This is a genomic window from Nocardioides baculatus (assembly GCF_016735675.1).
Taxonomy (GTDB): domain Bacteria; phylum Actinomycetota; class Actinomycetes; order Propionibacteriales; family Nocardioidaceae; genus Nocardioides; species Nocardioides baculatus.
Genome location: NZ_JAERSG010000003.1, coordinates 209,644 through 236,174 on the forward strand (window position 1 = coordinate 209,644; position 26,531 = coordinate 236,174).

Genomic DNA, 26,531 nt, shown 5'->3' on the forward strand with positions numbered 1-26,531 from the left:
TAGGCCGTCATCACCGCTGTATCTGCATGACGACGGCCTTGGGCTCGGTGAAGAACTCGCGGCTGAAGTTGCCCCCTTCACGGCCTACGCCTGAGTCCCCGACACCGCCGAAGGGCGTGCGCAGGTCGCGGATGAAGAAGCAGTTCACCCACACCGTCCCCGCGCGGAGACGGGAGGCGACGCGGTGCGCCCGTGAGAGGTTTTCGGTGAACAGCATCGCGTTGAGTCCGTAACGGGTGTCGTTAGCCAGGCCGACGACCTCGTCCTCGGACTCGAAGCGGTTCACCACGCACACCGGTCCAAAGATCTCGTCGCAGTACGCCGGCGCAGTCAGCGGCAGGTCGGCGACGATGGTGGGGCGGACCAGCCACCGGCCGTCCTCGTCGACCCCCCCGGTGAGGACCTTGCCTCCGTCGGCACCAACGCCCTCGACGTACGACGACACCTTTTCGAAGTGCTTCCTGCTGGCCAGGCTGGAGAACTTCGTCGCCGGGTCGAACGGGTCGCCGATGACCAGCGCTTCGGCGGCAGCCACAAAGCGGGCCATGAACTCCTCGTAGATCGCCGCGGCGACGTAGAGCCGCGATCCAGCGAGGCAGATCTGACCGGAGTTGCGGAAGATCGCCTCGACCGCCCAGTGGACGGCGTTGTCGAGGTCGGCGTCCTCGAAGATGATGTTGGCGCCCTTCCCGCCGAGCTCGAGCGAGACCGGTGCAAGGTGTCCGGCGGCCGACGCCATCACGTGCTTGCCGGTCGTGGAAGACCCCGTGAAGGTCACCCGGTCGACGCGGTCGTCGGCGGTGAGGGACGAGCCGGCCGGGCGGCCGTGCCCATTGAGCACGTTGAGCACGCCCGGAGGGAAGCCTGCCTCCGTCGCGAGCCGACCCAGCATCGTCACCGACGCCGGCGTGTCCTCGGACGGCTTGATGATGCACGTGTTGCCCCAGGCGAGCGCCGGCGCGATCTTCCAGCTGGCCATCATGAGGGGGAAGTTCCAGGGACTGATGGCCGCGACCACGCCGGCGGGTCCGTACTCGCTGTACGAGTGGTGCCCGGAGTCCATCGGGTAGACCTCACCGCAGTGGTCGCGCTGGTGATCGGCGAAGAAGCGGAAGTTCCACACCGAGCGCCCGACGTCGTGCTTGGACTGGGCGAAGGGCTTGCCCATGTTGGTGGTGTCGAGGGTGGCGAGCTCGTCGGACCGCTCCTCCATCAGGTCGGCCAGCTTGTGGATCGCAACCGCCCTCTCCGCCCGGCCCAGTCGAGGCCAGTCGCCCTCGTCGAAGGCCCGGCGCGAGCTTGCGACGGCTCGGTCGGCGTCCTCGGCGGCACCCTCGGCCGCGTCGGCCCAGACCTCCTGCGTCCAGGGGTTCCACACCTCGAAGGTGGTGCCGTCCGCGGACGGCACCTCTTTGCCGTCGATGACGTGACCGAAGAACTGGCGCTCGCTCATGGCGTCCCCTCTCGTTGCTTGCGCTCGGCGATCGTGACGTCCCCGGCAGCCCAGTGGGTCTCGGGCACCTCGCGCACGACGATGCGCACACTGGCCAACGGCGCGTCGACGGACTCGCCCGCCGCCTTCGTCAGCGCACTGATCAGCGTCCGGATCTGCTCGGGGGTGCGGCCCTCCGTCAGGGTCACCTCGATGAACGGCATCACTCGCCTCCGTTGATGAAGATCGAACCCAGGTGGGTGAAGTGCATCGCGGTCGACGAGCTCGGCGGCGCGGGTACGGCGTCGGTCATCCCACCGGTCAGCACGATCCAGCCGGGCTTGATGACGTGTCCGCGCTTCGCGAGTTCGTTGGCGGCCAGCGCGAGCGCCTCTCCTGGGTGCCCGAGGACCGCAGCGCCGGTCGCCGAGTCGACGATCTGCCCGTCCACCTCCACCAGCGCTGCCTCCAGCGTCAGGTCCAGTCCGCTCGGCGGCAGCCCGACCGGACCGGTGACGAACACGCCGGAGGAGGCGTTGTCGGCGGCGACGTCGCCTGCCTTGAACCGGAAGTCGCGGTAGCGGCTGTCGATGATCTCGGCACCGCCCCAGACGGACTCGACCGCACGCATCGCGGTGGCACAGCTCACGCCTGGACCGGTGAGCTCCCGGCCCATGACGAAGACGATCTCGGGCTCGATGCGGGGGTGGATCAGCCGGGACTGCGGGACCGGGTCACCGGCGGGCAGGACCATTGCGTCGGTCAGCCACGCCACGAAGGGCACGTCGATGCCCATCCGCTGCTGCTTGGCCTTGCTGGTCAGGCCGAGCTTGATGCCGACGAGCGTCTCGCCGCGGTCCAGCCGCGCCTGCAGGTTCCGGTCCTGGATCTCGTAGCCGGTCGCCAGGTCCAGCTCGGGCCACTCGTCGGTGAACGGTGCCCGATCGACACGCTCGTCCTCGCAGCGCAGCAGATCGGCTCCGACGGAGGCGACGTCCCAGGCCATCAGCGGACCCCCGACCCGGCGAGGTCGCCGAGCTCCTTCTCCTGGGCGAGCTCGAGCGCGATGTCGATGATCATGTCCTCCTGGCCGCCGACGTAGCCGTACTCGCCGACCTTCTGCAGGATCTCGTGCGCCGGCACGCCGTAGCGCTCCGCCGCCCTCTCGGCGTGCAGTAGGAACGAGGAGTAGACGCCGGCGTACCCCTGGGTGATCGAGGACCGGTCCATCCAGGGCAGTCGTGGGATGAAGGGCCGCACCACCTCCTCGGCCGCCGAGAGCACCTCTCCGAGGTCGATGCCGGTGCGGATGCCCATCCGCTCGAACGTGGCCGCGAGGACCTCGGTCGGCGAGTTGCCGGCACCCGCCCCGAGCGCGCACAGGGCACCGTCGATCTGCACCGCGCCGTTCTGGTATGCCAGGACGGAGTTGGCAACGCCCATGCTGAGGTTCTGGTGGCCGTGGAACCCCACCTGCGCGCCGTCCCGGCCGACTTCCTCGACCACCGCGGTGATGCGCTCCTGGGCGTCAGAGAGGATCAAGGCGCCGGCCGAGTCCACGACGTAGACGCACTCCGCACCGGCATCCACCATCGTCCGTGCGTTCCTGGCCAGCACGTCGGGGGTGGTGCTGTGCGACAGCATCAGGAACCCGACGGTCTCCATGCCCAAGGCCCGTGCCTCGCCGAAGTGCTGGGTCGACACGTCGGCCTCGGTGCAGTGGGTCGCGATCCGAGCCACGGAGGCTCCGACTGCGTGCGCCTGCTTGAGGTCCCGGACTGTCGCCAGGCCAGGGAGCATCAGCACCGCGATCTTCGCCTGGGTGGCCTCGTCGACTGCGGCCCGGATGAGGTCGAGCTCGTCGACGAGGCTGAAGCCGTAGTTGAAGCTCGAGCCGCCGAGACCATCGCCGTGGGTCACCTCGATCGCCTGGACGCCGGCGCGGTCGAGCGCCGAGACGACCCCGCGCACCTGCTCCTCGGTGAACTGGTGGCTCATCGCGTGCGAGCCGTCTCGCAACGTGGAGTCGGTGATCCGCAGGTCCCGCTCGCCACCAGCCGCGGTGGCGTTGGCGAGCACCTCCGTCTCGGTCACTTCGCGGTCTACCACCGGAACGTCCTCGGGGCGGATCGTCATGTCACCCATCGCGGTCAGACACCTGCTTCCTGGGGCATCGTTGTCGTGTCGGGCAGGTCGCCGAGGTCTGCCGACGACTTCCACGTGGTGTCGACGCCGAGCCGGTGCGCGACCATGAGGTCACCCACCCGCGCGGCGGCGGCGGTGATGATGTCGAGGTTGCCGGCGTAGTCGGGCAGGTAGTCACCGCGCCCCTTGACCTCGATCGGGATGAACACCCGAGCCTGGCCGCGCCAGGCGTCGCGGGCCGGGTCGAACTGGGGTGCGGCGCGCAGGTGGTAGCCCGGGACGTACTCCTGGACCGTGGCCTCCATGGCGTGAATCGACTCCAGCAGCCGGTCCTGGAGCTCGCCGGGCTCGCCAGCCTCCGGCGGGATCGCGCAGAACACCGTGTTGCGCATCATCAGCGGCGGCTCGACCGGGTTCAGGATGATGATTGCCTTGCCACGCTCTGCCCCGCCGACAGCCTCGACGGCGTTGCTCGTCGTCTCGGTGAACTCGTCGATGTTGGCGCGGGTGCCGGGCCCGGCGGACCGGCTCGACACCGACGCGACGATCTCGGCGTACGGCACCGGGACGACGGAGGAGACGGCGCTGACCATGGGCACGGTGGCCTGTCCCCCGCAGGTGATCATGTTGACGTTCGGGGCGTCGAGGTTGAACGACAGATTGACCGGCGGGCAGAGGTAGGGCCCCACGGCGGCCGGGGTCAGGTCGACGGCGAGGATGCCGGCCTCGGCATAGCGGGGCGCGTTCGCCGAGTGCGCCTTCGCCGAGGTGGCCTCGAAGACGATGTCGGGGAGCTCGTCCTGGGCGAGGAGCCAATCAACACCCTCGGCACTGACCTCCAGCCCGAGCCGCTTCGCGCGGGCGAGGCCGTCCGATGTCGGGTCGACGCCCACCATGTAGCGGGGCTCGATGATGTCGCTGCGCCGAATTAGCTTGAACATCAGGTCGGTGCCGATGTTGCCGGGCCCGACGATCGCTGCCGTTGCCTTGCCCTTGCTCATGCGGTTTCCTCTCGAGAGCTGTCGAAGCGGGCGGTGACGCTGCCCAGCCCGGCGAAGGTGGCGGTGACGGTGTCTCCGGGGGCCACCGGGACCATGGCGCAGACCGCGCCCGGCAGCACCACGTGGCCCTCCTCGAGCGTCACTCCACGCGCGCCGACGGTGTTGGCGAGCCACACCAGGGTCCTCAGGGGCGAGCCGAGCACGGCTCCCCCGGCGCCGGTCCCGACCACCGACCCGTTCCTGGTCATCACGGCTCCGGCGAGGCGCAGGTCGACGTCGCTGATCGCGGTCGGGGTGGACCCGAGCACCAGGGCCCCCGAGCTGGCGTTGTCGGCGATCGTGTCGAACAATCCGATCTTCCAGTCCTCGATGCGGCTGTCGACGATCTCGAGCGCAGGAAGGACGAAGTCCACCGCAGCCAGCGCCTCGTGCGCGGTGACGCCGGGACCACGCAGAGGCCGCTTCAGCACGAACGCGACCTCCGGCTCGATGCGTGGCTGCATGAACCTGTCCGCCGGGATCGGCTCGTGCTCGAGGTAGAAGAAGTCGTCGAGGAGGTGGCCGTAGTCGGGCTGGTCCACCCCCAGGAGCCGCTGCATCGCTGCGCTGGTGAGGCCGACCTTGTGGCCCCTGACGGTGCGGCCGGCTTCGGCGAACCAAGAGATCTGCAGCAGCTGGATGGCGTAGGCGTCCTCGAGGGTCAGCCCGTCGTACGTCGACGTCAGCGGCTGCACCGGCTTGCCGGTCGTGTAGGCGTCGAAGAGCGACCGCGCCGCTGCGGTGCGGGTCTCCTGATCGAGTCCAGGGCTTGTCACAGGTCCAGCTCCAGCCGCTCGCAGGTGGGCTTCGAGCAGCAGATCATCATCTTGTCCATCGCAGCCTGCTCCCGCTTGGTGAGCACCAGGTCCTGGTGGTCCACGGTCCCGGACAGCACCGGGGTGACACATGAGCCGCAGATCCCGTCGCGGCAGTCGTTCTCGACCTCGATGCCCAGGGCCAGGACGGTCTCGAGAATGTTCGCGTCCGGGCGCATGCGCAGCGTGTGACCCGACCTCGCCAGCACCAGCTCGTAGTTGTCGCCGTCGAGCGGGACCGGCTCCGGACGGTCGACACCGGCGCTGCTGAACAGCTCGAACCGGACGATGTCCTGGTCCGGGCCGTGCACGCGCTCGGCTGCCGCCTGGACCGCACGCAGCAACGGGAGCGGCCCGCAGACGTAGACGAGGCCGTTATCAGGCAGCGCTTTGACGACCTCGTCCAGGTCCGGCCTCCCGTCGGTGTCCTCGGCGAGGAAGGTGGCCCGGTCACCGAGGGCGCCGAGCCGCGTGCGGAAGGCCATCGTGCCGCGTGAGCGCCCCCCGTAGGTGAGCGTGAACGGGCGGCCCTCGCGGTCCAGGTGCTCGGCGAACGTCATGATCGGGGTGATGCCGACACCGCCGGCGACCAGGGCATGGAAGGGCGCGTCCTCGAGGGCGAAGCTCTGCTTGGGGCGGGTCACCAGCAGCCGCTGGCCGACCCTCAGCTCGTCGTGGACGTACCGCGACCCCCCGCGCCCCTCGGGCTCGCGCAGCACCGCGATCTGGTAGTGGGTCAGGTCGGAGGGATCTCCGCAGAGGGAGTACTGCCGGGTGCTGCCGTCGGGCACGTACACGTCGATGTGCGCGCCCGGCTCCCAGACGGGCAGCGGGTCGTTGCTCTCGATGCGCTCCAGGCGCAGGGACAGGACCCCTTCCGCCTCGAGGGTCATCTGGGTGACGAGGAGCTCGCGCTGCTCAACCATGGGCCGGCCCCTCCGCCAGGCCGAGGAGCTTGCGCACCTCGGCGAACGACGTGTCAGGGTCCGACACGTCGAACCACACCGACGGGATCCCGAGCGCCTCTGCACCGCGGATGTTCGAACTCTGGTCGTCGAGGAAGACCATGTCGGCGAAGCCCACGTCGAGTCGCTCGGAGAGCAGCTCGTAGAGGCGCGGCGCGGGCTTGAGATGGCCCTCGACCGAGCCGTCGACCACCACGTCCACGTCGCCGACGATCTCGATCCCGTCGATCCACTCCTCGGTGTGGAACGCGCGCAAGTCGTTGGTCAGGATGGCGATCTTCAGCCCCTCGGCGTGTGCGTCGCGGACCAGGGCTCGCGCCTGCTCCCGCACCAGCGCGGGGCGGGGCGGCTCGTAAAGGTGGGCGATCATCGCGCGGATGTCGGACCCGTGACCGGTATGGCGGTCCCACTCGAGGGCTCGCTCGTCCCAGTAGTGGCGCTCGGTGATCCGCCCCGCCTGGAGGTCCGCCCACGTCGGGTCAGGCTGGTCCACCGTGGCCAACGGGCCACGCTCGTGGAGCAGAGCGTGGGCCGGTGTCCCGGGCAGCTCGGCCACGAGCTCGAAGGGCGTCAGCAGCACCGGGCCGCCGAAGTCCAGGACGAGTGCAGGTCGGGTCATCTCAGTGCTCCGGCTCCTCGATGATGGCCCGGTCGAAGAGCACGACGTTGCCGGTCCACTTGCAGGCCGCGCACCAGGTCAGGAACACCCGGTCGGTGCCGCTCCACCACTCGGTGATCAGCCCGCGATCCAGCGCAGCAGAGCAGCCCGGGCAGAACTTGGGCTTGTCCAGGAGGTGGTGGGCGGCATCGGAGGCGAACCAGTCACCCGGAGGCGGCAGCCGGTACGGGTCGGGAGGTAGTGCCGGCATCGGCCCGTGATGGGCCGCGCGTCGCGCCTCCTCGTTGAGGTCAGGCACCGGAGCCTGCCTTGTCGCGCGTCTCCGCCGCAGCGTGGTGCAGGGCGAGCAGCTCCTCACGGATCGGGCTGTAGCGCATCGACCCGCCGTTGATCCACGCATCGACGAACTCCGTGCCGGCCCCGAACTTGTCCTTCTCGCACGGCAGGTGGATCACGTCGTGCTTGTCGCGCACCACACCCGGCGGGTCCTCGCCGTCCTCGACCGCGGCCATGGCCTCCTTGAACATCTTGCGGAGCATGGCGACGCCCTGGTCGGAGCGTCCGAGGTGTTCCTGCGACCGGTCGGTGATCGCGCCCTGCGAGACCCACGCCATCACGTCCTGCCCCTCGACGTAGTCGGTGATGAACTCACCGTTCTCGTCGCGGTACGGGAACTCGTAGACCGAGGGCCGATCCTGCTTCTCCCACTCCCCTCCCTCGGGGTGGTGGAGGGTGTAGAAGAGCTTCCAGGTCGTCGTGTCGTCGATGGGGACCCGGATCTGCATCTGGTCGATCCACTGGCCACCGACGCGCATGCCGTAGGGGAACATCAACGGGTGGCCGATGGCCCAGTCGTCGCTGTCCTCGCCGTGACCCTCGAGCACGCGGCGCTTGATGATGCCGTACTCGAACTCCTCGAACGCGACCTTGATGTGCTTCTTCTGGAAGGACTTCGGTGCGTCAAATCCCTGGGTCTCGCCGAGGAACTGGAAGTACGCGCCGTGCAGCCACTCGACGTGGTGCGGGTCGACGGAGTTCTCCATGATCTGCAGCCAGTTGCATGGCAACGTCGCCGTGCCGACCTCCCGGATGCCGTCGAGCACGTAGACGTCGAAGGGAGGCAGCTCGGGCACCGGACCGGGACCGACGTAGACCCACACCATCCCGCCCATCGTCCGGGCGGAGCCGGCCTTGGCCTTGATCTTCTCGCGGAACGTGGTGTTGTCGTTCTCGGCCGGCTGCTCGACGCACTGTCCGTCGAAGTCGTACTTCCAGCCGTGGTAGCCGCAGCGGATGCCGTCCTCGTGCACGATGCCGTAGGTCAGCGACGCACGACGGTGCGGGCAGGCTTCGCCGATGATGCCGTACTTGCCGGACGGGGTCTTGTAGAGCGTCCAGTTCTCCCCGAGCAACCGGACGGTCTTGCTGGGCCTGGCGTCGAAGTCCTGCTCGAACGCGATCGGGTACCAGTAGCGGCGCAGCAGCTCGCCCATCCTGGTGCCGGGTCCGACACGGGTCATTTCTTCGTTCTGTTCAACGGTCAGCATCGATGTTGCTCCTTCTCGTCTGGTGGTCCGGGGCGCCCGGTCCGGCTGGAGAGCGCGTGCTCTCAGTCCAGGACCGTGACCTTCCCGGTGTTGCCGTCGACCCGGAGCATCTGTCCGGTCTTGAGGTTCTTGGTGCCGAAGGCCGTGCCGGTGACCGCCGGCAGGCCGTACTCGCGGCAGACGATCGCTGCGTGGCTCATCATTCCGCCGACGTCGGTCACCGTGGCTTTGATCTTCCCGAAGACCGGTGCCCACGAGGGGGCGGTCAGCGGGGCCACGAGGATCTCCCCGTCCTGGATCTCGCCGATCTGGTCAGCGTTGAAGATCACCCGCGCCGGTCCCTCGACCAGCCCCGGCGACGCGGCGAACCCGCTCAGCGACCCGTCGTCGGAGTCACTGCCCGTGTTCAGCCAGGCCGCCACCGAGTCGGAGGTGATGCCCCACAACATGACGGTGAAAGGCTCGGTCACGACCTCAGGCGGAACGCCGAGAGCGGGCGGCGGCGACCAGGTCTTGAGGGACTCGTGGACGCCGTGGCGACGCTCGATCTCCGCCGGCCAGTACGCCGGACCGCGCGAGGGAGCGCCCACCGCCCATCCGGCGTAGAGGTCGAAGAGCACGTCGGCGAGCTCGTTCCGGCGGAACATGAACACGTCGTCGACCTCGGTGATGAAGCCTGCGGTCTTGAGCACCTCGCCGAGCTCGCGCATCTTGCGCCAGATCACCGAGTGCGCCCAGTGCTCGACGTAAAAGTTGTGGTTCTCGACGTAGGGGAAGACGGTGCGCGAGAGGCCGAGCTTGCCGTCAAAGGCGGCGCGGTCCTCGTCGGAGTCGAGCAGCTCGCGGTACTCCGACACGACCCGGTCGCGCTCGGTGTGCAGCGCCTCGACCGGTCGGTTGAGGTCGACGCCCTCCTTCACCTTGGCGATGTAGTCGGTGATGTAGCCCAACGGCACCTCGACGTTCTGGATCCAGATCTTGTCGGAGTGGTAGAAGCCGGACCCGGTGGAGAAGTTGAACCAGGGCTCGGCGGCCTCGTCCCACTCGGCGATCCAGGCACGGCCGGCCTCGTCGGTCTCGAGCTTGGCCCACACGTCCTCGGGGCTGCCGCCGTCGAAGTGACTGTCGATGCCGCTGCTCACGGCCAGCCGGGCGAGCGACTTGAGGTGGTCGTCGGGCTTGAACAGGTCGACGTGCACGCCGGCGACCATCTTGGCGATCGCGAGGTCGGGGATCGAGGGGAAGGCGGCTTTGCAGAACCCGAAGAAGTCGAGGTAGGCGGCGTAGCCGAGGTTGAGGAACTCGAAGTGGTGCTGCCACAACGTGACGACGTGGTCCAGCAGGCGGTGGTACGTCGACAGCAGCCGGTCACCCGAACCGCGCCCGGCACCCGAGGTGATGACGTCGAGGTCCTCCATCTCCGGCAGGGCGCTGAAGTCGAGCTCGGTCATCTGCTGGACGAGGGCCCGCACCTTGACCAGCCAGTCGTCGTACAACCGGTCCCAGTTGGCGAAGTAGAAGCCGGCCCGCTCCATGAAGTGCGGGACCCGGGCCTCGATGTCGGCCTCGGGGGCGGGGACGGGGCTCAGGAAGACGTAGCCGTTCAGGATGCGGAAGTCGACGCCGTAGGCGGGCGGCACCAGGTAGTGCCGGGTGTTGTACTGCCCGAGCGAGGCGATGGCCACCTCGAAGACGTGGGCGTCCCAGGGCGTGAGGGCCTCAGGCCAGTGGACGCCGTCGTGGAACCAGAAGCCCGCGTCCTCGTAGTCGCGTCGCTCCTCGGAGAAGACCGCGGAGTAGGAGTAGAGGTCCTGCCAGCCCTCGGCGCCGTCGGGCGCCTCGATCTCGAAGGGGCTCGGGAAGCGATCAGCCATGGGAATCAGTCCTTGCGTCTGGGTGGGTTCGAGTCGGAGGGGATGCGCGTAGCGCTGTGCTGACCCGAGTCAGCCCGTCGCGGCCCCCTTTCTGGCGGACAGCGGATTGACGAGGGTGTCGACGATCGAGGCCATCAGGTCCGTCTCGCGGGCGACGGAGTGGCGCTTCTTGCTCCACACGGTCTCGGGGCGCGCCTGCAAGAGCACCACGTCGGAGCCGGACGGCAGGTCGTCGTCGAGCGCCCACTCGATGTCCTGGGGGCAGCCGTAGTGCTTCTCCGCGGTCCTGGCCAGCCGTGCGATGGCGATGATCTCGTCGTCGGTGAGCGACGGTGCGTTGACCTTGTCGTCGGACAGCTCGACCCGGGTGACCCTGGGTGCGGCGCCGTCGTCGGACTCGGTGAGCAGGTGGGCGTGGGTCTTGGGGCTGATCGTGCGGCGGTTGATGGTCCACATGACCTTGTCGACCAGGAAGTTGTCGGGCGTGACGTCGCCGGAGACGACGCCCTCGCCGAAGCCCCAGGCGGAGTCGATGCAGATGCCGGACCTGTCTCCGTTGCTGGGGTCGAGAGTGAAGGCGACCCCGGCGGCGCGCGGACGGACCATCTTCTGCACGGCGACGGCCATGTCGACCTCGTCGTGCGGGTAGCCCATCTCGGCGCGGTAGACGATGGCGCGCTCGGTGAACAGGCTGGCCCAGCACTCGCGGACCTTCTGGCGCACGGCGTCGACCCCGCACACCCAGAGATAGGTGTCGTGCTCACCGGCGAAGGACGCGTCCGGGGAGTCCTCCGACGTCGCAGACGAGCGCACGGCGACGGGCACGTCCGGCACGCCGGCGAGCGTGCACAGCTCGGCGTAGCTCTCGTCGAGGAGTCTCTGGTGCTCGTCCAACAGCCGCCAGCTCGTCACCATCTCGCGCGCCCGGGCCGCTGCCTCCTTGAGCGCGGCGGAGTCGGTGATGTCGGTGGCAGCGAGGAGCTCGCTGATGCTCGGCATCAGACCGGAGGCCTGGCCGGCCTCGGCGAACGCTCGGGTGGTGATCGCGAAGCCCGGCGGGACGGGAAGTCCTGCCTGGCTCATGACCCCCAGCGAGGCGCACTTGCCACCGACGTGCGGGTGGTGCTCGGTGGCAAGACTTCCGAACGGCACGATGCTCGGGTACTCGGTCATCTCGTGTGCTGTCATGTCAGTCATTCCTGGAAGCGGGGGTCGGAGTTGGCGGGCAGGGCATCGAGGTCGGGGATCACGACCTCCTGGACGCGGTTGCGGTAGAGCACGAGCGCGGTGTGGCCGCCCGCGACGAGCCGAACGCGCACGAACTCGGTGTTGAAGGGCTCGCCCGGGTCGTAGCCCATCGCGAGGGTCGCGAACGCCCGGATCGGGCCGGAGTGCGTCGCGACCACGACCGTGTCGGCCGATGTCCGCGCGTGGGCGTCGAGGATGCCGCGCCAGAAGCGACGCACGCACGAGACGGGCGGTTCGAAGTAGAGCATCGGCATCGTCAGCCAGTGGGTGATGGGGTCGCCACCGCCCTTCTGGATGCCCCAGAACCGGTCGATGTCCACCAGCCAGCCGGGCCGTTCGCCCAGGCCGACGCGCTCGTACTTCTCGATCTCCCGGTGATAGATCCGGAAGGCGCTGGTCACGTCGCGCGGACCCTCGGGGGTAGCGACCTCGAAGTTGCGGAAGTTGGGGTCGTCGAGCAGCTCGCCGATCTCGGGGCGACCCCTACCGAAGAGCTCGACGTTGTCGAGGAGGCCGCGCCGTATGTGCTCGGCGGTCTGGCGGGCGCGATTGGTCGGGGCGCACAACAGCTCGAGCTTTGTGCCGTCGGTGACCCGGCGGGCGAGCTCCTGCCCGCGCCGGTGGGCCTGCCAGGAGCCGAGCGGGGTGAGGCCGGACTCCGAGGAGTAGCCCTGTGTCTCCCCGTGCCGGACGAGGTAGATGTCGCAGTCGACGTCGGCGATCTGGTCACGGCGCTCCGGGACGATCTCCTTGGTGCGGGTCACCTCGGCCCACGCGCGCGAGGAGCCGACGACGTTGCCGTCGTACTCCACGGGCTCCGCGCCGGCACCCCGGTTGCGGAACTGACGCAGGTAGAGCGGGACGGACTCGTCGGACTCGTCGGGCGTGGCCGGCGGCGCTCCCTTGCGGGACTGGTGACGGTTGAGATACGCCGGGGCGTCCGGTCGCTCGGTGCGTGGCAGGGAGGCCGGCTTCTCGATGGTCATCGCCGGCCTCAGCTGTGCACCGTGAGGAACTGCTGGTTCACGACGCCGTCGTAGTAGAACATCGCCCGCCCCATCTCGGCCTCGGTCCAGGTCACCGGCTCGGCCCCGGGGTCGACCCAGTAGCCGCCGGTGAACATCTCGTTGCGATTGCCGACCGGGTCGAAGAAGTAGAGGCACTGACCGCGCGTGACACCGTGGCGTGTGGGGTTCATCTCGATGTTGACGCCGTGGTAGACGCAGGCGTCTGCGGCGTTGCGCAGGTCGTTCCAGCCGTCCACCCAGAAGGCAAAGTGGTGCAGCCCCTGGTTGGGCCCGGTGATGAAGGCGATGTCGTGCGAGCGGTGTGACACCTCGAGCCAGCTGGCGATCTGGTAGCCGTCGTCGCCGACGATCTGCTCGGTGAGCCGGAAGTCGAGGTGCTCGGTGAGGAACCTCGTGTTGGTGTCTACCTCCTCCGCCGTCAGGAACACGTGGTCGACCCTCGGCGGCGCGATGCCGACGAGACCCATCGGGCGTGGTGGCGGGTTGGTCTGCGGGAGCAGGTTGCCGACCTGCTGCATGCCGTAGACCAGCTCCATCTCGTGCCCGCTGGGCAGGAGGAACCGGATCGACGTGCCGTGGCCGGGCGCCCATTCGTCGGCCGCATACCGGCGTACGGCGATGCCGGCTGCCTCGAGGCGCTGCTGGTAGTGGTCGAGGTCCTCCGCATCGGTAACCTTGAACCCGAAGTGGTTGAGCCCGTGGGTCGGCTCGTGGGTCAGGACGACACTGTGGTGCTGGTGCTCGTCCCAGCACTTCATGAAGACGCGCGAGGAGTCGCGCGCGGTCTCGATCATGCCGATGACCTCGGAGTAGTAGGCGGTCGCGAGCTCGAGGTCCGGCACGCGGAGCTCGACGTGGGACAGGCGCAGGATCGTCATCAGGTGTGCACTCTCATGAAGCGTTCGTTGAGCTCGCCCTCGTAGTAGAAGACGGCGCGACCGATGTTGTCCTCGGTCCAGGTCAGGGTCGGGAAGTCGGGATCGGGGCGGTAGCCACCGGTGAAGACCTCGTTGCGGGTGCCGAGGGGGTCGAAGAAGTAGATGGTCGAGCCGCGAGTGATGCCGTGACGCGTCGGACCGACGTCGAGCTGGATGCCGTTGTAGGCGAGCACGTCGGCAGCGTCACGGACGTCGTCCCAGTCGTCGAGCCAGAACGCGAAGTGGTGCAGGCCTCCGTTGGGGCCGTGCACGATCGCCAGGTCGTGCGGTGAGTGGGAGCGCTCCAGCCAGGTGCCCAGCTGGTGGCCGTTCCCGTCGAGGAGCTGCTCGGTGATGCGGAACCCCAGCACGTCCATGTAGAACTGCGTCGACTCGCCGACCTCCTCGGCGTTGATGAGCATGTGGTCCATCCGCGGCGGCGCGATCATGTCGCGCGGGAAGGGCTGATCGTCCGACGCGTTGTCGGGCAGGTGCCGCGGCCGGGTCGTCCCGACCTTCTCCACGTCCGCGACGAGCTCCATGACGTGGCCGCTTGGCGTGGAGAACCGGATCGACTCCCCCTGGCCCAGCGTCTGCCCCTTGCTGATGCGCTCCACTGGGAACCCGTAGCGCGACACCCGGTTCTCCAGGTCAGCGAGGTCGTCCTCGTGGTGGACCTTGAACGACATCAGGTCCATCCCCATGCGTGGCGCATACCGCAAACGCAGGGAGTGGTGGTCCTCTTCGTCCCAGCACTTGAGGTAGACCGAGTCCTCGGTGCGGGCGGTGACGTCCATGCCCATCACGCCGGTGTAGTAGGCGGTGGCCAGGTCGAGGTCGGTGCAGGTGACGTCTACGTGACCGAGCCGCAGGATTCCGCGAGGACGGCCGGCGACGGTGCCGCGGGATTGCTGCCGCGAGTCGGACGGGTCGACCCGCAGACCGTCGGCCGGTTCACCGAACGGAAAGTCGCGGGTCGTGCCTGCTGGAGTCCCCTCGGCGAGATCGACATGTCCCGCCTCGGGAGCTGTGACGCCCTTCACATTTGCCATGTCCTGAACGTAGGACGGTCTGGAACCAAGCCGGATACGGTGTTCCTCCATACGGAACGCAAAGTCCTACGTGATCGCAGAGGGGTGACGCTGGGATGGTGGACAGCAAGGCGACCCCCGAGGCCAAGCGCGAGGCGGTGCGCGACTACGTCTGGGCCGTGCACACGACCTACCTCGACCATGTCCAGCACCTGCCGCCCGGTGAGCGGGCTCGGCTACCCCTGGTGGCGGCCGACAACGTCACGGTCATCGCAGCGGCCGCCCGCGGGCTGCACCTGATCGCCACCTCCGATGCGCTCCCTGCTCCCATCGGGCAGGAGGTCGAGATCGTCGACGAGCACCTCGGCACGCGGTGGTCACTACGGTTCTTCGACCCGTCGGTGATCCCCGCCCTCGGTGTGTCGCCCGATGACAGCCCGGAGTCGGTCCGGGCAACCCTCGGCGTCTCCGGCGCGATCTACCACCTGACCGTCGCGGACGGTGGTGGCCTGACCCCGCACCACGCCCAGCACTCCGGCGTCGCGTTGGCCAACCTGCACGCGAAGACGTCTCGCGACCTCGAGGGTCTCCGGCGTGAGCTCCCGCGTCAGGCCGCCCTGGTGGACGAGTTCGCGGCATGCGTACGCCTCGGCCTGGACCGAGCCGCGGCACTGGTGGCCGCCGAGCTCTCCGGCGGGAGGCTGGTCCCGGCGCCGGGGACGACCGCAGCTTCCTCCCTCGCCGCCCTGCTCGAGGACGTTCGGTCGCGATGACGCTCTCCAGCGTCGCCACCGCTGCCCGGATCCTGCGCGAGTTCGGCAAGCACAGCACCCAGCTGGGAGTCAGCCAGCTCGCCCGTCGTGTCGGGGTCGGCAAGAGCACGGCCCACCGCGTCCTGTGGACGCTGGTCGAGGAAGGCCTCGTCGAGAAGGTCGAGGAGACCGGCCTGTTCCGGCTCACCTCGACGATGGGCTCGCTGGGCGCCAGCGCCGAGACCTCGCAGCGGCTGCACGAGGCAGCCACACACCCCCTCGACCAGCTGCGCACCAAGACCCGCGGCACGATGCACGTTGCCATCCTCGACGGCATCGACGTGCTCTACGTCGAGCGCCGCGAGGGTCTCGGCACCCTCCAGGTATTTCGTGCCGTCGGGAGTCGCAACTCCGCCTACATGACGGCCAGTGGGAAGGTGCTGCTCGCGTTCCTCCCCGCCGAGCAGCAGCGAAGCCTCATCGAGGAGATACGCCTGACCCCGAAGACAGCGCGGACGATCACCACGCGCGCGGCGTTCCTCGCCGAGCTCCATCGCGTGCGCAGCCAGGGCTATGGCGAGAACCGCGGCGAGTGGCAACCAGGCATGTGCTCGATCGCGGCACCGATCCGCGACCCCCTGGGCCAGGTGGTCGCCTCGGTCTCCGTGGCGGAGTACGTCGAGGACGTCGAGCCCGGCCTGCGTCACCTCGCCGGCCCGATCATCGAGACCGCGAAACGCATCTCGGCCGGACTGGGATGGCACGAGTGACCGGGTCCTGGGAGCGGCTGTGCCTCGTCGAGGAGGTGCCCCGCGACCGACCTCTCGGCCTCGTGGTCGGAGACACCGGCCAGGACCGCGACCGGGTGTGCGTGGTCACCAGACCGGACGGGCAATTCATCGCGATGCTCGACCGCTGCCCGCACCGCGACATCCCTCTCTCCGGTGGGCTCGTGAAGGCCGGAGTGCTCACCTGCCCGGGCCACTTCTGGTGCTTCGACCTCGAGACGGGCCGGCGCACCGACGAGCCGAGCCACGCAGCGACGCTCTACCCGACGCGCGTGGTGGACGGCTGGGTCGAGGCCCAGGTGCCGGCGCCCGCGCCCCGCGTCTCCATGCGCGAGTGGCTGCTCGCCGAAGCCGGGCGTCCCACGTATCCCGAGATCGGTGAGTCGGTGGTTGTCGACGGGGTGCTGACCAACTACCACGACGAGGGTTCGGGTCCGCCTGTCGTGCTCATCCACGGTTCCGGGCCCGGAGTCAGTGCTTGGGCCAACTGGCGACTCACACTGCCTGCGCTCGCCGAGAGCTTCCGGGTGCTCGCGCCCGACGTGCTGGGCTTCGGCTACACCGAGCGGCCCTCGAACGCTCGCTACGACCTCGCGGCCTGGACGGGTCACCTGCTCGGGTTCCTCGACGCGCTCGAACTCGACCGCGTGTCCCTCGTGGGGAACAGCTTCGGTGGCGCCCTCGCGCTGAGCATCGCCACGAGGGTTCCCGACCGGGTGGACAAGCTGGTCCTCATGGGCAGCGTCGGCGTCCCGTTCGAGCTCACCCCGGGCCTCGATGCCGTCTGGGGCTTCGAGCCGTCACTGGCGAACATGCGGGCCCTGCTCGACGTCTTCGCCCACGACCGGTCCCTCGTCGACGACGACCTCGCACGGCTGCGGCTGGAGGCGGCGACCCGACCGGGGGTCCAGGAGGCCTTCGACGCGATGTTCCCCGCTCCTCGCCAGGCGGCCGTCGATGCGATGACCATCCCGGACCGAGACATCTCGGCGTTACCCCACCAGACGCTGGTGGTCCACGGCCGGGACGACCGGGTCATCCCGCTGAGCAACTCGTTGCGCCTCCTGGAGCTCATCGACCAGGCTCAGCTGCACGTGTTCGGACGGTGCGGACACTGGGTGCAGATCGAGCACGCCGAGCGATTCAACCGGCTCGTGACCGACTTCCTCGGCTGAGCCGGAGGTTGAGGATCGGCCGCAGCCTCGTCGAGGACCACGAGGTCCGCCGAGACGACTGTCGGACGGCGGCTGTCCAGGTGGCCACCCGGATGCGCGCGGTGAACTCGACCTTCGCCAGGATCCTCTCGACGTGGCCGTCGACCGTGCGGTGCGAGATGACCAGCTTCTCAGCGCGCGCGGTTGCTCAGGCCTTCTGCGGTCAGCGCCGCTGCGGGCTCCACGCCGACTGCCCGGCACAAACTCGTGGTGCTAGACGACCGGGCGGCCACCGAGCACCTTGCTCCAGGCTCCGGGTCGTCGGACCAACGGCCTGCGCCCGCCAGATAGGCCCGCCTACGGCACTGGCGGCCTGCTCCCGTAGAGACAAACCGCGCTGAGTGCCCTCGGGGATTTCCGCGCGCCTCTCCGAGTCCTCCGATGCGCTGCGCGTTGGTCCACGGGCGATCCTGGAGCCCCAACGCCGCACGACGCATGACGCGCGCCGGTTCCTCCAACACAGCCCCGGGTGGGCGAGCCCAAAGTGCGCTCAGTGCGCCATAAGGAGAATTGTCATGTCCTACGACGACGGTGACGGCACCGACCTCGTACCCACGCTCGCGACGTACCTCGATCTCGGCGGCAGGTACGTCGACACGGCACGTGCGCTCTCGGTTCACCGCAACACGCTGCGCTACCGGCTCGACCGCATCACCGAGATCTCGGGCCACGACCTCGCCGACGTCGACACGAAGCTCAACCTGCACCTGGCACTCCGCGCCTGGCGGCTCCGCCGCGCCCCCAGGCGCTCAACGCCTCGTCAGACCTTCTGTCGCTTCCCTGCCCGGACGTCCGTGTCGAGCCGGCCGCGCGTCTCGGGGCTCCACAGCACGGCTGCGATGAAGACCGCCGCCGCGCCGATGATGAACGCCACCAGTCGGCCCGGGATGTCGGAGACGGTCGGGCTCAGCAGGTTGACGAAGGTGGGCAGCAGGCCACCGAGCATGAAGCCGGTGTTCCACGAGACCGCGGTGCCTCGGGAGCGGATCGCGGTCGGGTAGCGCTCGTTGAGGAAGATCATCACCGGCGAGTAGGCCGCGTTGGCCAGGAAGGCGAGCAGGCACGCTGCGAGCATGATCCGCGTCGTACTGCCGGGGTCGCTGCGGGAGATGAAGAGCGTGAGGATCGGCAGGGCGACGATGTTGACCGCGCCAAGGGTCAACATGGTCCTGCGGCGGCCGTATCGCTGGCTGGCCTCTCCTGCGATGACCGACGCGACGACGACGACCAGGCTGCTGACAAGCAGCACCCCGCCGCGCGGACCGGACGGCATCCCCACAACCGAGTCGAGCATCGTGGGCAGGAAGCCGGACGTCAGGTAGTACATCGCTCCACCACCCGCGGCGACCGCGATGTTGAGAAGCGTGATGCTGCGGTACTCGCCCTTGACCAGGTCCAGGAACCGCATCCGCGCAGCCGGCGCACCGGACTTCGCGGCCTCTTGGGCCTTGAGCCACATCGGCGACTCCTCGACCTTGCGCAGCACGAAGAGGCTGAGCAGACCGCCCATCAGGCCGCTGAAGAACATCACCCGCCAGCCGAACTCGTTGAACGAGTCGCCGGGGTAGAACCGGCTCACGATGATGAACACGACGCTGGCCATGGCCGCACCCAGCCCGGCGCCGCCGGCACCGATCAGACCGCTCATCAGGCCGCGCCAGCGCGGCGGGACGCTCTCGGTGCCCAGGGTGTGCGTGGTGGCGGTCACGCCTCCGACGAACAGGCCCTGGATGACGCGCAGGATCAGGAAGATGATCGGGGCGGCGACGCCGATCGAGGCGTATGTCGGCACCAGGCCCATGGCCGCCGTCGACAAACCGACGCCGGCCATCACCGTGACCATGATGGTCTTGCGGCCCTTGCGGTCGGCGAGCTCGCCGAAGAAGGCCGCGCCGGCGGGTCGCATCACGATGCTGACGGCGAATGATGCGAAGACCAGCGCGAGGCTGAGCGTCTCCGACTCTGCCGGGAAGATCTGCTGGCCGACAGCCTTCGCGACGTAGAGCAGAAGGAACAGGTCGAACAGGTCGAACGCCCAGCCGGCCACGGAGGCAAAGGCGGCAGGCAGCGCCGACTTGCTCGGCGGTGCGCCGGCAGCGGGGTCAGTTGTGGGCTGGGACATGGGTCACCGTTCGTCTCTGGAGGGGGTACGACGCCCGTCGCGTCGCGTGTGGTCCCGGCTGCGTTGCCGGAGGTTCCTGTAGCGGGTCCGGGCCCTGTCGGACAGCGCGCCGAAGAGGATCGCCATGGCGCCGGGCGGCTTGGCGCCGACATCGGGCTCGGCGCCGGCCGCGGCCCGGTCCATGCCCCGGGCGAAGTCCTCGAACATGCGGCGACTGACGTCGCCGGCGAGGGAGCGCCCGAAGCTCGCGATCCGGCCGGTGAGGAAGACCCTGGCCTCGGCGTGCAGCGAGACGCCGGTGCCTGAAGGGGTGGCCGTCATCACGATCTCCGCCTGGGCGCCGCCGCCACCGGTGTCCTTGCCCTGGGCCTTCAGGGTGAGGCGGTCGTCGCGCTGCTCGAGCACGTGCGCGATGCCGTCGAAGGACAGGCGGACGGGCCCGAGAGCGATCCGGGCCCGTCCGCGGTACCAGTCGTCCCCGAGCTCGTCGGTCAGCTCCGCGCCGGGCAGGCAGCGGGCGAGCAGCCGGATGTCGTGGAAGACCCCAGCCACCTCGTCCGGCGTCGACTCGAGCTGGCTGGTGACATCGACGACGATGGTGGGCTCGCCGGTGGGCAGGGCGATCTCGTCGGGGTGGTCCCCGGGCACGGCGACCTCGGCGGATTCCGTGGCCGCGGCGGCGCCCGCACCGGTCGGTGTACGCCCGACCAGGGTGCGCTGGGCACAGTTGCCGGGCCCGGGCAGGCCGGCGCGGTGGGCGTTGGCCACCTCGTCGACGGCGTCGATGATGTTGCGGTAGCCCGTGCACCGGCACAGGACCCCGGACAGCTCCTCGGGCAGGTCGCCGGTCGCGACGTCGGGCTCGTGGGTGAGCAGGTCGTAGGAGCTCATCAGGAAGCCGGGCGTGCAGAAGCCGCACTGGAGTGCGTGGTGCTTGCTGAACGACTCCTGCAGCGGGTGCAGGTCGTCCTGGCGCCCGAGGCCCTCCACGGTGACGATCTCGGCACCGTCGAGTTGGACCGCGAACAGCAGGCAGGCGCGGGAGGCCTGGCCGTCGACGAGGATGGTGCACATCCCGCAGATCCCGTGCTCGCACCCGACGTGGGTGCCGGTCAGTCCGAGGTGGTCCCGGAGCGCGTCCGAGAGCGTCACCCGGGCCGGGAGCGACATGGTGACGTCGCTGCCGTTGACGGTCATGGTGACGTCGACGGTCTCGTCGGCCTCGGTGCGGGCGTAGGCGTTCGGGAGGCTCACGAGGACTCCCCCTCTCGAATGGGTCGGATGGATTTCAGGTACGCCCGCACGACCTGGCGCGAGACCAGGCCGGCCATCAGCTGGCGGCGGTACGCCGCACTCGCGTGGGCGTCGCCACCCGTGTCGACCACGTCATCGGCGATGCCGGCGGCGTGGTCCCCCAGCGCCCGGCCCAGGCCGGCCTCATCGGGTTCGGCGCCGGTGGCGTCGAGTGCTGCGCGCAGCTGCTGGGAGACGTCGCGGGTGACCGGATGGTCGGAGATGCCGAAGCAGCTGATCCGGGCGTCGGGCCCCGCGGCGGTGCTGCGCACGCGGACCGCGACGCCCGCCAGGGCGAAGTCGCCGTGCCGGCGGGCGAACTCGCCGAACCCGAAGCCCTCGCCGTCCTCGGCCACCGGGAACCGGACCTCTGTCAGCAGCTCCTCGGGCAGGACCGCGGTGCTCATCGCACCGGTGAAGAACTCGCTCGCCGGGATCTCCCGGACGCCCCCCGTGCTGGCGACCACCATGGTGGCGTCCAGGCAGGAGGCGACGGCGGGCAGCTCGGCCGACGGGTCGGCGTGCGCGATGCTGCCGCAGACGGTCCCGCGGCTGCGGATCTCCCGGTGGCCGACCCAGGGCAGCGCGAGTCGCAGCAGGGGTACGGCCGCCGCGGCGTCGTCGTACTGGACCTGTCGCTGGCGCACCGTCGCACCCACCCGGAGGTGGCCGTTGCTGCGCGACATCCGGTTGAGCTCGGGGACCGCGTTGATGTCGACGAGCGTGGACGGGCGCCCCAGTCGCATCGCCAGCACCGGCACGAGGGACTGGCCACCGGCCAGCACCTTGGCGCCGTCCCGGCCGAGCTCGGCCAGGGCGTCCTCGGTCGTGCCGGGGCGTACGTAGGCGAACGGGGCAGGCTTCACAGCTGGTTCACCGACCCTGGAACTTCGGCGCGCGCTTCTCCTCGAACGCGGCGACGCCCTCGGCGAAGTCGTGGCTCGCACGCAGCATCGAGTAGGCCTTGCGCTCCAGCTCGATGCCCGTGTAGAGCGGGCCGTCGATGCCCCGGTCGAGGACCTCCTTGGCGGTCCGCAGCGCCATCGGCGAGTAGCCCAGCAGCATGGCGACGACCTCGTCGGTCCGCCTTTCGAGCTCATCGGCGTCGGCGCAGTTGTGCGAGGTGAGTCCCCAGTCGAGGGCCTGCCGTCCGGTGATCCGCTCGCCGGTGAGGATGTGGTACTTCGCTCGCGACAGGCCGATCAGGCGAGCCAGTCGCTGCGTGCCACCGCTGCCGGGGATCATGCCGAGCTTCATCTCGGGCAGGGCGAACCGCGACCGGTCGGTTGCGATCCGGATGTCGCAGGCGAGCGCCAGCTCGAGGCCGACGCCGAAGCAGTAGCCGTCGATCGCGGCGATCACGGGCTTGGGGCTGCGGGCGGCCGCGGTCACGTTGTGGCCGAGGTCGGTCAGGTCGACCGGGTCGACCTCCATGAAGCCGGCGATGTCGCCGCCGGAGGTGAAGTGCTCGCCCTCGGCGCGGATCACGACGACCTTCACGTCCCGGTCCGCGTCGATCTCGACGAAGCGGTCGGCCATCACCTGGCGGGTCTCCCAGGTGATGACGTTGTAGCGGCCGTGCGACAGCGTCAGGTTGGCGACCCTGCCATCGTGACTGCGGTCGAGCCGGATCTCTCCTCCAGTGAGGGGCATGTCAGGTTCCTTTCGTCTGGTGGAGCAGTTGGTGAAGGACGTTTCCGTGCAGGGGCAGCGAGCTGATCGCGACGCCCTCGGGCGCCAGCGCGTCGGCGACGGCGTTGGCTATCGCGACCGGCAGGCTCATCGAGCTGCCCTCGCCGGAGCCCTTCGCGCCGAGTCGGGTGAGCGGCGAGGGCGTGACCACGTGGTCGCTGATGAGCGGGAAGGACGACTCCGCCGAGGTGGGGCACAGGTAGTCCATGAAGGTGCCCGCGGTCGGCTGGCCCGCGTCGGAGTAGGTCATCTCCTCGTACAGCGCACCGCCGAGGGCCTGCGCCAGGGCACCGTGGATCTGGCCGTCGAGCAGCGTCTGGTTCAGGATCGTGCCGGCGTCGTGCACGCTCGAGACGTTCTCGACCGAGACCCGCATCGTCTCCGGGTCGATCCGGACGACCACCACCTCGGCCACGAACCCGTAGCAGAGGCTGGAGTTGATCTGGTCGGTCCGAGAGGCCGCCTTGGACTGCGGCGGGGTGAAGGCCGCCTCCTCGTAGAGGCGCGCCGGGACACCCTCGGGCAGCGAGCCCGGGTCCCAGTGCACCAGCCCGGCGGCGTGCCTGAACTCGACCGACCGGTCCGGGTCCTCCATCACGCGCACGTGGCCGTCGGCCAGCTCCAGTGAGTCGGGGTCGGCTTCGAGCAGTACGCCTGCCGCGAGCTTGATGGTGGCTGCGATGCCGTCGGCGGCCTCGAGCAGGGCACTGGTCAGCAGCGGCGCGAACCGGGAGGAGTAGCTGCCGGAGCTGATCGTCCACGGGGTGCTGGCGGTGTCCATCTCGACGCGCGGCCGGACCTGCTCGACGGGGAGGCCGAGGTGCTGGGCGACGATGTCGCGGGCCACGGTGGCGTGGCCCTGTCCCTGCGGGACCGTGCCGAGCAGCACCGAGACCACTCCCTGCAGGTCGACGCTGATCCGGACGTGCTCGGTCGAGCCCGACTTGCCTCGCTTCGCCGTCCGGTCCTGCACCGGCGTCGCCAGGCCGACGTAGCCGATGTTGGTGGCGGACGGGTCGACGATGGTGGCCATGCCGATGCCCATCCACTCCCCGTTCTCGCGGGCGACGGCCTGTTCCTTGCGCAGCCTGTCGTAGTCGACGTTCTGAAGGGCCAGCTCGAAGGCGCGGTGGTAGTCACCGCTGTCGTAGATCCCTCCGCTGGGCGTGGCGTGCGGGAACTGGTCCGCGTTGAGCAGGTTGCGGCGGCGTACGTCGGCCGGGTCGAGCCCGAGCTCGGCCGCGATGTCGTCGATCAGTCGCTCGAGACCGAAGTAGAGCTGCTGGCCGCCGAACCCCCGGTTGAGCCCGGTCGGTGCCTTGTTGGTGACGACCGCGCGGGCCCGGATCTCGACCTCGTCGATGCGGTAGGTGCCGGTGATGTTGCCGAAGCAGCGGTAGAGCGTGCTGGGCTCGGGAGGACGCAGGTAGGCGCCCACGTTGTCCACCAGGTCGACGCGCAGGGCGTTGACGACACCGTCGGCGTCGACCGCCGCCGAGAACGTCATCAGCCGGTCGGAGCCCGACGAGCTGGCCTGCAGGTGCTCGAGCCGGTCCTCGGTCCAGCGCACCGGCCGGCCGGCGTGCTTGCTGGCGAGTGCCATCAGCGCGATGTAGGGGTAGACGGCCGACTTGATGCCGAAGCTGCCCCCGATGTCGGCCGGGACGATGAGCCGCAGCGACGAGGTCGGGATGCCGAGGCAGCCGGCTACGACCGGGGCCATCGAGAACGGTCCGTGGAAGTTCGACCAGGCGGTGACCTCGGGCCCGTCGGCGCGGTCCTGCCAGTCGGCGACGACGGAGTAGCACTCCATCGGCATAGAGGAGTACCGCGGGAACGAGTAGCGGCCCGTCACGGTGTGGGGCGCCCGGTCGAAGGCCGCGTCGACCTCGCCGAACGTGAAGGTGCGATCGGTGGCGACGTTGCTGTCGGCCTGGTCGTGCAGCCGGGGTGCGTCGTCCTCGAGCGCCTGGTCCGTCCGTACGACGGCGGGCAGCACCTCGTACTCGATCTCGACGAGCTCCGCGGCGTCCTCGGCGGAGTAGCGGTCCGCGGCAACGACCACCACCACGGGCTCGCCCACGAACCGGGTCTTGTCGGTCGCGGTCGGGTAGTAGGGGGTCGGCGCCTTCACCGACAGAGGGAACGGCCGCAGGGTGGCCAGGACCTCGTCCGGACCGATGACGGCGGCCACGCCCGGGTGCCTGCGCGCGGCGTCGAGGTTCACTGCCTTGATCCGGGCGTGCGCGTGCGGGCTGCGCACCACGGCGGCGACGAGGGTGCCGGGCAGCGGGTCCATGTCGTCGAGGAAGCGCCCCTGCCCGGTCAGCAGGGCGGCGTCCTCGATGCGGCTGGGTCCGGTCTTGCTCGGCGTGCTCATCGCGGCGTCGTTCCGGTGGAGTCCGCGAGCGCCGAGAAGTCGCCGGCGACCAGGTGTCGGCGCAGGGTCTTGCCGACGGCCGACCTGGGGATCCGGTCGACCACGACGATGCGCTTGGGCCGCTTCATCGACGGCAGGCCGGAGGCGTCGCGGACGTAGGCCTCGACCTTCGCGAGGGTGTGGGCCGGGTCGACGCCCGGCGGCCCGACCACAAAGGCGGTGACCGCGTGCCCCCACTTGTCGTCCGGTGTGCCCGCCACGATGACCTCGGCCAGGTCGGGACACCGCGCGAGGGCGTTCTCGATCTCCTCGGGATAGATGTTCTCCCCGCCGGAGTTGATCATGTCGTCGACCCGCCCGGAGACCCATAGGTCACCGTCCTCGTCGGTGGTGGCCAGGTCGCCGGTGAAGTACCAGCCGTCGCGGATCGACTTCGCGTCGGCGTCCGGACGGTTCCAGTAGCCCGCGAACGCCTCGGGGCTGTCCATGGAGACCGCGACCTGGCCCTGCTCGCCGTCCGCGACGACCTGGTCGGGGTGGGCGCCGGGGTCGGGATCGACGAGCCGGAGCCGGGAGAAGACCCCGGCGCGGCCGGCGCACCCGGGCTTCGCGATGCCGTCGGGACCGATCGAGAACGTGTAGATCTCGGTGCTGCCGAAGTGGTTGACGAACCGTTCAGGGTTCAGGGTCTCCCCCAGCCCCTCGGCCAGGGTCGGAGTCATCGACGCCCCGGCGTAGGCCAGCTTGCGCACCGACGTCGCCTCGCCGAGGCGCCCGGTCTGGAGCAGCGCCCAGAAGATCGTCGGCACGAGGTAGAGCGCGCCGACCTTCTCCCGGACAATGAGCTCGAGTGACGCGTCGGCGTCGAACTTCGCCTGGGGCACCCAGGTGCCGGCGGCCAGGACGGTGGCCAGCAGGCTGCGCAGACCCATCGTGTGGAAGAGCGGCATCACGCCGAGGGTCACCTCGCCGGGGGCATGGCCGGTCTGCAGCAGGTGGGCGAGCGCCGAGTGGAACTCGGCGGCGTGCGTGCGCGGCACCCCCTTGGGGCGACCGGTGGTGCCGGAGGTGTAGAGCATCACGCTGATGTCAGCATCACTCGGCACGAAGGAGACCGGGCCGGAGCGGGCTTGTTCGATCGCGGCCGTCAAGGAGACCGTGCCCCGGGGCGCGTCGGCAGCGGCGCCGGCCCACACGACGGTGGGCGGCTGCTCGATGCTCTCCAGCGCCAGCGCGACCAGGGCGTGGGTGGTCTCGTCGACCGCGAGCAGCACCGGCAAGCAGTCGGAGATGCAGTACGCGAGCTCGTCGGGGCCGAACCTGGTCGAGAGCGGGAGCGAGGCGATGCCGGCCTTCTGCGCGGCCAGGTGCAGCGTGGCGAGAGGCTCCCCGCCCTGGAGCAGGAAGATCGCCCGTTTCCCGGGACCGGCGCCGAGCGCGCCGAGGGCGTGTGCCACCCGGTCCGTCCGGGCGTCCCACTCGGCGTACGTCATGGGAGCAGGGCCGCCGACGGCCCGGCGATGCGGGTAGCGCTCCGTGGTACATCGGAAGGCGGTGGCAAGATCCATGGTCCCGATCCGATCGTCTGATTCATACGGTCTGGTTCGAACGACCCGAAGGTTACGGTAT

The 26,531-nt window shown here is 69.5% G+C and carries 24 protein-coding genes and 1 pseudogene; 4 read left to right on the forward strand and 21 right to left on the reverse strand.

Annotation, left to right across the window (positions count from 1 at the left end; genetic code table 11):
* Positions 1 to 10: 10 nt before the first annotated feature.
* The 15 genes from JI751_RS10715 to JI751_RS10780 all read right to left on the reverse strand — a co-directional run bounded on the left by JI751_RS10715 (position 11) and on the right by JI751_RS10780 (position 14,682).
* Positions 11 to 1,453 carry an aldehyde dehydrogenase gene (locus JI751_RS10715; protein ID WP_201936133.1) on the reverse strand — a complete coding sequence of 481 codons (1,443 nt, stop codon included), beginning with the start codon at positions 1,451 to 1,453 and terminating at the stop codon, positions 11 to 13.
* Entirely contained in the window at positions 1,450 to 1,659 is a 210-nt protein-coding gene (locus tag JI751_RS21000; RefSeq protein ID WP_372440562.1) for a tautomerase family protein, read from the reverse strand. The genes JI751_RS10715 and JI751_RS21000 overlap by 4 nt, the downstream gene beginning before the upstream one ends.
* Positions 1,656 to 2,438 carry a 2-keto-4-pentenoate hydratase gene (locus JI751_RS21005; RefSeq protein ID WP_236666063.1) on the reverse strand — a complete coding sequence of 261 codons (783 nt, stop codon included), beginning with the start codon at positions 2,436 to 2,438 and terminating at the stop codon, positions 1,656 to 1,658. Before JI751_RS21005 ends, JI751_RS21000 begins: the two co-directional genes overlap by 4 nt.
* Positions 2,438 to 3,526, reverse strand: coding sequence for a 4-hydroxy-2-oxovalerate aldolase (dmpG, locus tag JI751_RS10725; protein ID WP_307814092.1), 1,089 nt, complete (start codon positions 3,524 to 3,526; stop codon positions 2,438 to 2,440). Before dmpG ends, JI751_RS21005 begins: the two co-directional genes overlap by 1 nt.
* Before the next feature lie 56 nt (positions 3,527 to 3,582).
* Positions 3,583 to 4,578, reverse strand: coding sequence for an acetaldehyde dehydrogenase (acetylating) (locus tag JI751_RS10730; RefSeq protein WP_201936137.1), 996 nt, complete (start codon positions 4,576 to 4,578; stop codon positions 3,583 to 3,585).
* On the reverse strand, positions 4,575 to 5,393 hold the full coding sequence (locus JI751_RS21010; protein ID WP_201937220.1) for a 2-keto-4-pentenoate hydratase: 819 nt from the start codon (positions 5,391 to 5,393) through the stop codon (positions 4,575 to 4,577). The genes JI751_RS10730 and JI751_RS21010 overlap by 4 nt, the downstream gene beginning before the upstream one ends.
* The gene (locus tag JI751_RS10740) at positions 5,390 to 6,358 is read right to left on the reverse strand and encodes a PDR/VanB family oxidoreductase (RefSeq protein WP_236666064.1); all 969 of its coding nucleotides are present in this window, start codon (positions 6,356 to 6,358) and stop codon (positions 5,390 to 5,392) included. The genes JI751_RS21010 and JI751_RS10740 overlap by 4 nt, the downstream gene beginning before the upstream one ends.
* The gene (locus tag JI751_RS10745; protein WP_201936141.1) at positions 6,351 to 7,016 is read right to left on the reverse strand and encodes an HAD-IA family hydrolase; all 666 of its coding nucleotides are present in this window, start codon (positions 7,014 to 7,016) and stop codon (positions 6,351 to 6,353) included. The genes JI751_RS10740 and JI751_RS10745 overlap by 8 nt, the downstream gene beginning before the upstream one ends.
* 1 nt (position 7,017) lies before the next feature.
* Positions 7,018 to 7,314, reverse strand: a complete 297-nt coding sequence (locus JI751_RS10750) for a hypothetical protein (RefSeq protein WP_198652259.1) — start codon at positions 7,312 to 7,314, stop codon at positions 7,018 to 7,020.
* Positions 7,307 to 8,536, reverse strand: coding sequence for an aromatic ring-hydroxylating oxygenase subunit alpha (locus JI751_RS10755; RefSeq protein ID WP_201936143.1), 1,230 nt, complete (start codon positions 8,534 to 8,536; stop codon positions 7,307 to 7,309). The genes JI751_RS10750 and JI751_RS10755 overlap by 8 nt, the downstream gene beginning before the upstream one ends.
* Positions 8,537 to 8,625: 89 nt before the next feature.
* On the reverse strand, positions 8,626 to 10,437 hold the full coding sequence (locus JI751_RS10760) for a PEP-utilizing enzyme (protein WP_201936145.1): 1,812 nt from the start codon (positions 10,435 to 10,437) through the stop codon (positions 8,626 to 8,628).
* Positions 10,438 to 10,506: 69 nt separating this feature from the next.
* A complete protein-coding gene (locus JI751_RS10765; RefSeq protein ID WP_201936146.1) occupies positions 10,507 to 11,625 on the reverse strand; it encodes a PEP/pyruvate-binding domain-containing protein in 1,119 nt (372 codons plus the stop codon).
* Positions 11,626 to 11,630: 5 nt separating this feature from the next.
* Complete coding sequence (locus tag JI751_RS10770) at positions 11,631 to 12,671, reverse strand: histidine phosphatase family protein (RefSeq protein WP_107704760.1); 1,041 nt, start codon at positions 12,669 to 12,671, stop codon at positions 11,631 to 11,633.
* Between the two features lie 8 nt (positions 12,672 to 12,679).
* On the reverse strand, positions 12,680 to 13,591 hold the full coding sequence (locus JI751_RS10775; RefSeq protein ID WP_107704761.1) for a catechol 2,3-dioxygenase: 912 nt from the start codon (positions 13,589 to 13,591) through the stop codon (positions 12,680 to 12,682).
* Positions 13,591 to 14,682, reverse strand: a complete 1,092-nt coding sequence (locus tag JI751_RS10780) for a catechol 2,3-dioxygenase (protein ID WP_201936148.1) — start codon at positions 14,680 to 14,682, stop codon at positions 13,591 to 13,593. The genes JI751_RS10775 and JI751_RS10780 overlap by 1 nt, the downstream gene beginning before the upstream one ends.
* 98 nt (positions 14,683 to 14,780) lie before the next feature.
* On the opposite strand from JI751_RS10780, the gene JI751_RS10785 reads away from it, so the two are divergent.
* The 4 genes and pseudogenes from JI751_RS10785 to JI751_RS21815 form a co-directional block, all read left to right on the forward strand.
* Positions 14,781 to 15,434 (forward strand): hypothetical protein, encoded by a 654-nt coding sequence (locus JI751_RS10785; protein ID WP_201936150.1) that lies wholly within the window; start codon positions 14,781 to 14,783, stop codon positions 15,432 to 15,434.
* The gene (locus JI751_RS10790) at positions 15,431 to 16,183 is read left to right on the forward strand and encodes an IclR family transcriptional regulator (RefSeq protein ID WP_201936151.1); all 753 of its coding nucleotides are present in this window, start codon (positions 15,431 to 15,433) and stop codon (positions 16,181 to 16,183) included. Before JI751_RS10785 ends, JI751_RS10790 begins: the two co-directional genes overlap by 4 nt.
* Positions 16,180 to 17,376 (forward strand): alpha/beta fold hydrolase, encoded by a 1,197-nt coding sequence (locus tag JI751_RS10795; protein WP_201936153.1) that lies wholly within the window; start codon positions 16,180 to 16,182, stop codon positions 17,374 to 17,376. Before JI751_RS10790 ends, JI751_RS10795 begins: the two co-directional genes overlap by 4 nt.
* Positions 17,377 to 17,930: 554 nt before the next feature.
* Positions 17,931 to 18,125, forward strand: a pseudogene (locus tag JI751_RS21815) (PucR family transcriptional regulator); the annotation flags it as partial.
* A 50-nt stretch (positions 18,126 to 18,175) separates the two neighbouring features.
* Here the strand turns inward: JI751_RS21815 and JI751_RS10800 are convergent.
* Genes JI751_RS10800 through JI751_RS10825 form a run of 6 tightly spaced genes read right to left on the reverse strand, consistent with a single transcriptional unit; the run spans position 18,176 to position 26,470 of the window.
* The gene (locus JI751_RS10800; RefSeq protein ID WP_201936155.1) at positions 18,176 to 19,537 is read right to left on the reverse strand and encodes an MFS transporter; all 1,362 of its coding nucleotides are present in this window, start codon (positions 19,535 to 19,537) and stop codon (positions 18,176 to 18,178) included.
* Positions 19,538 to 19,540: 3 nt separating this feature from the next.
* Positions 19,541 to 20,791, reverse strand: coding sequence for a xanthine dehydrogenase family Fe-S subunit (locus JI751_RS10805; protein ID WP_201936156.1), 1,251 nt, complete (start codon positions 20,789 to 20,791; stop codon positions 19,541 to 19,543).
* The gene (locus JI751_RS21820; protein WP_201936157.1) at positions 20,788 to 21,696 is read right to left on the reverse strand and encodes an FAD binding domain-containing protein; all 909 of its coding nucleotides are present in this window, start codon (positions 21,694 to 21,696) and stop codon (positions 20,788 to 20,790) included. The genes JI751_RS10805 and JI751_RS21820 overlap by 4 nt, the downstream gene beginning before the upstream one ends.
* A gap of 7 nt (positions 21,697 to 21,703) precedes the next feature.
* Positions 21,704 to 22,483: an enoyl-CoA hydratase/isomerase family protein gene (locus tag JI751_RS10815; protein WP_201936158.1), complete on the reverse strand. Its 780-nt coding sequence runs from the start codon at positions 22,481 to 22,483 to the stop codon at positions 21,704 to 21,706.
* A 1-nt stretch (position 22,484) separates the two neighbouring features.
* Positions 22,485 to 24,902, reverse strand: coding sequence for a xanthine dehydrogenase family protein molybdopterin-binding subunit (locus JI751_RS10820; protein ID WP_201936159.1), 2,418 nt, complete (start codon positions 24,900 to 24,902; stop codon positions 22,485 to 22,487).
* Positions 24,899 to 26,470 (reverse strand): class I adenylate-forming enzyme family protein, encoded by a 1,572-nt coding sequence (locus JI751_RS10825; RefSeq protein WP_201936160.1) that lies wholly within the window; start codon positions 26,468 to 26,470, stop codon positions 24,899 to 24,901. The genes JI751_RS10820 and JI751_RS10825 overlap by 4 nt, the downstream gene beginning before the upstream one ends.
* Positions 26,471 to 26,531 lie beyond the last annotated feature (61 nt).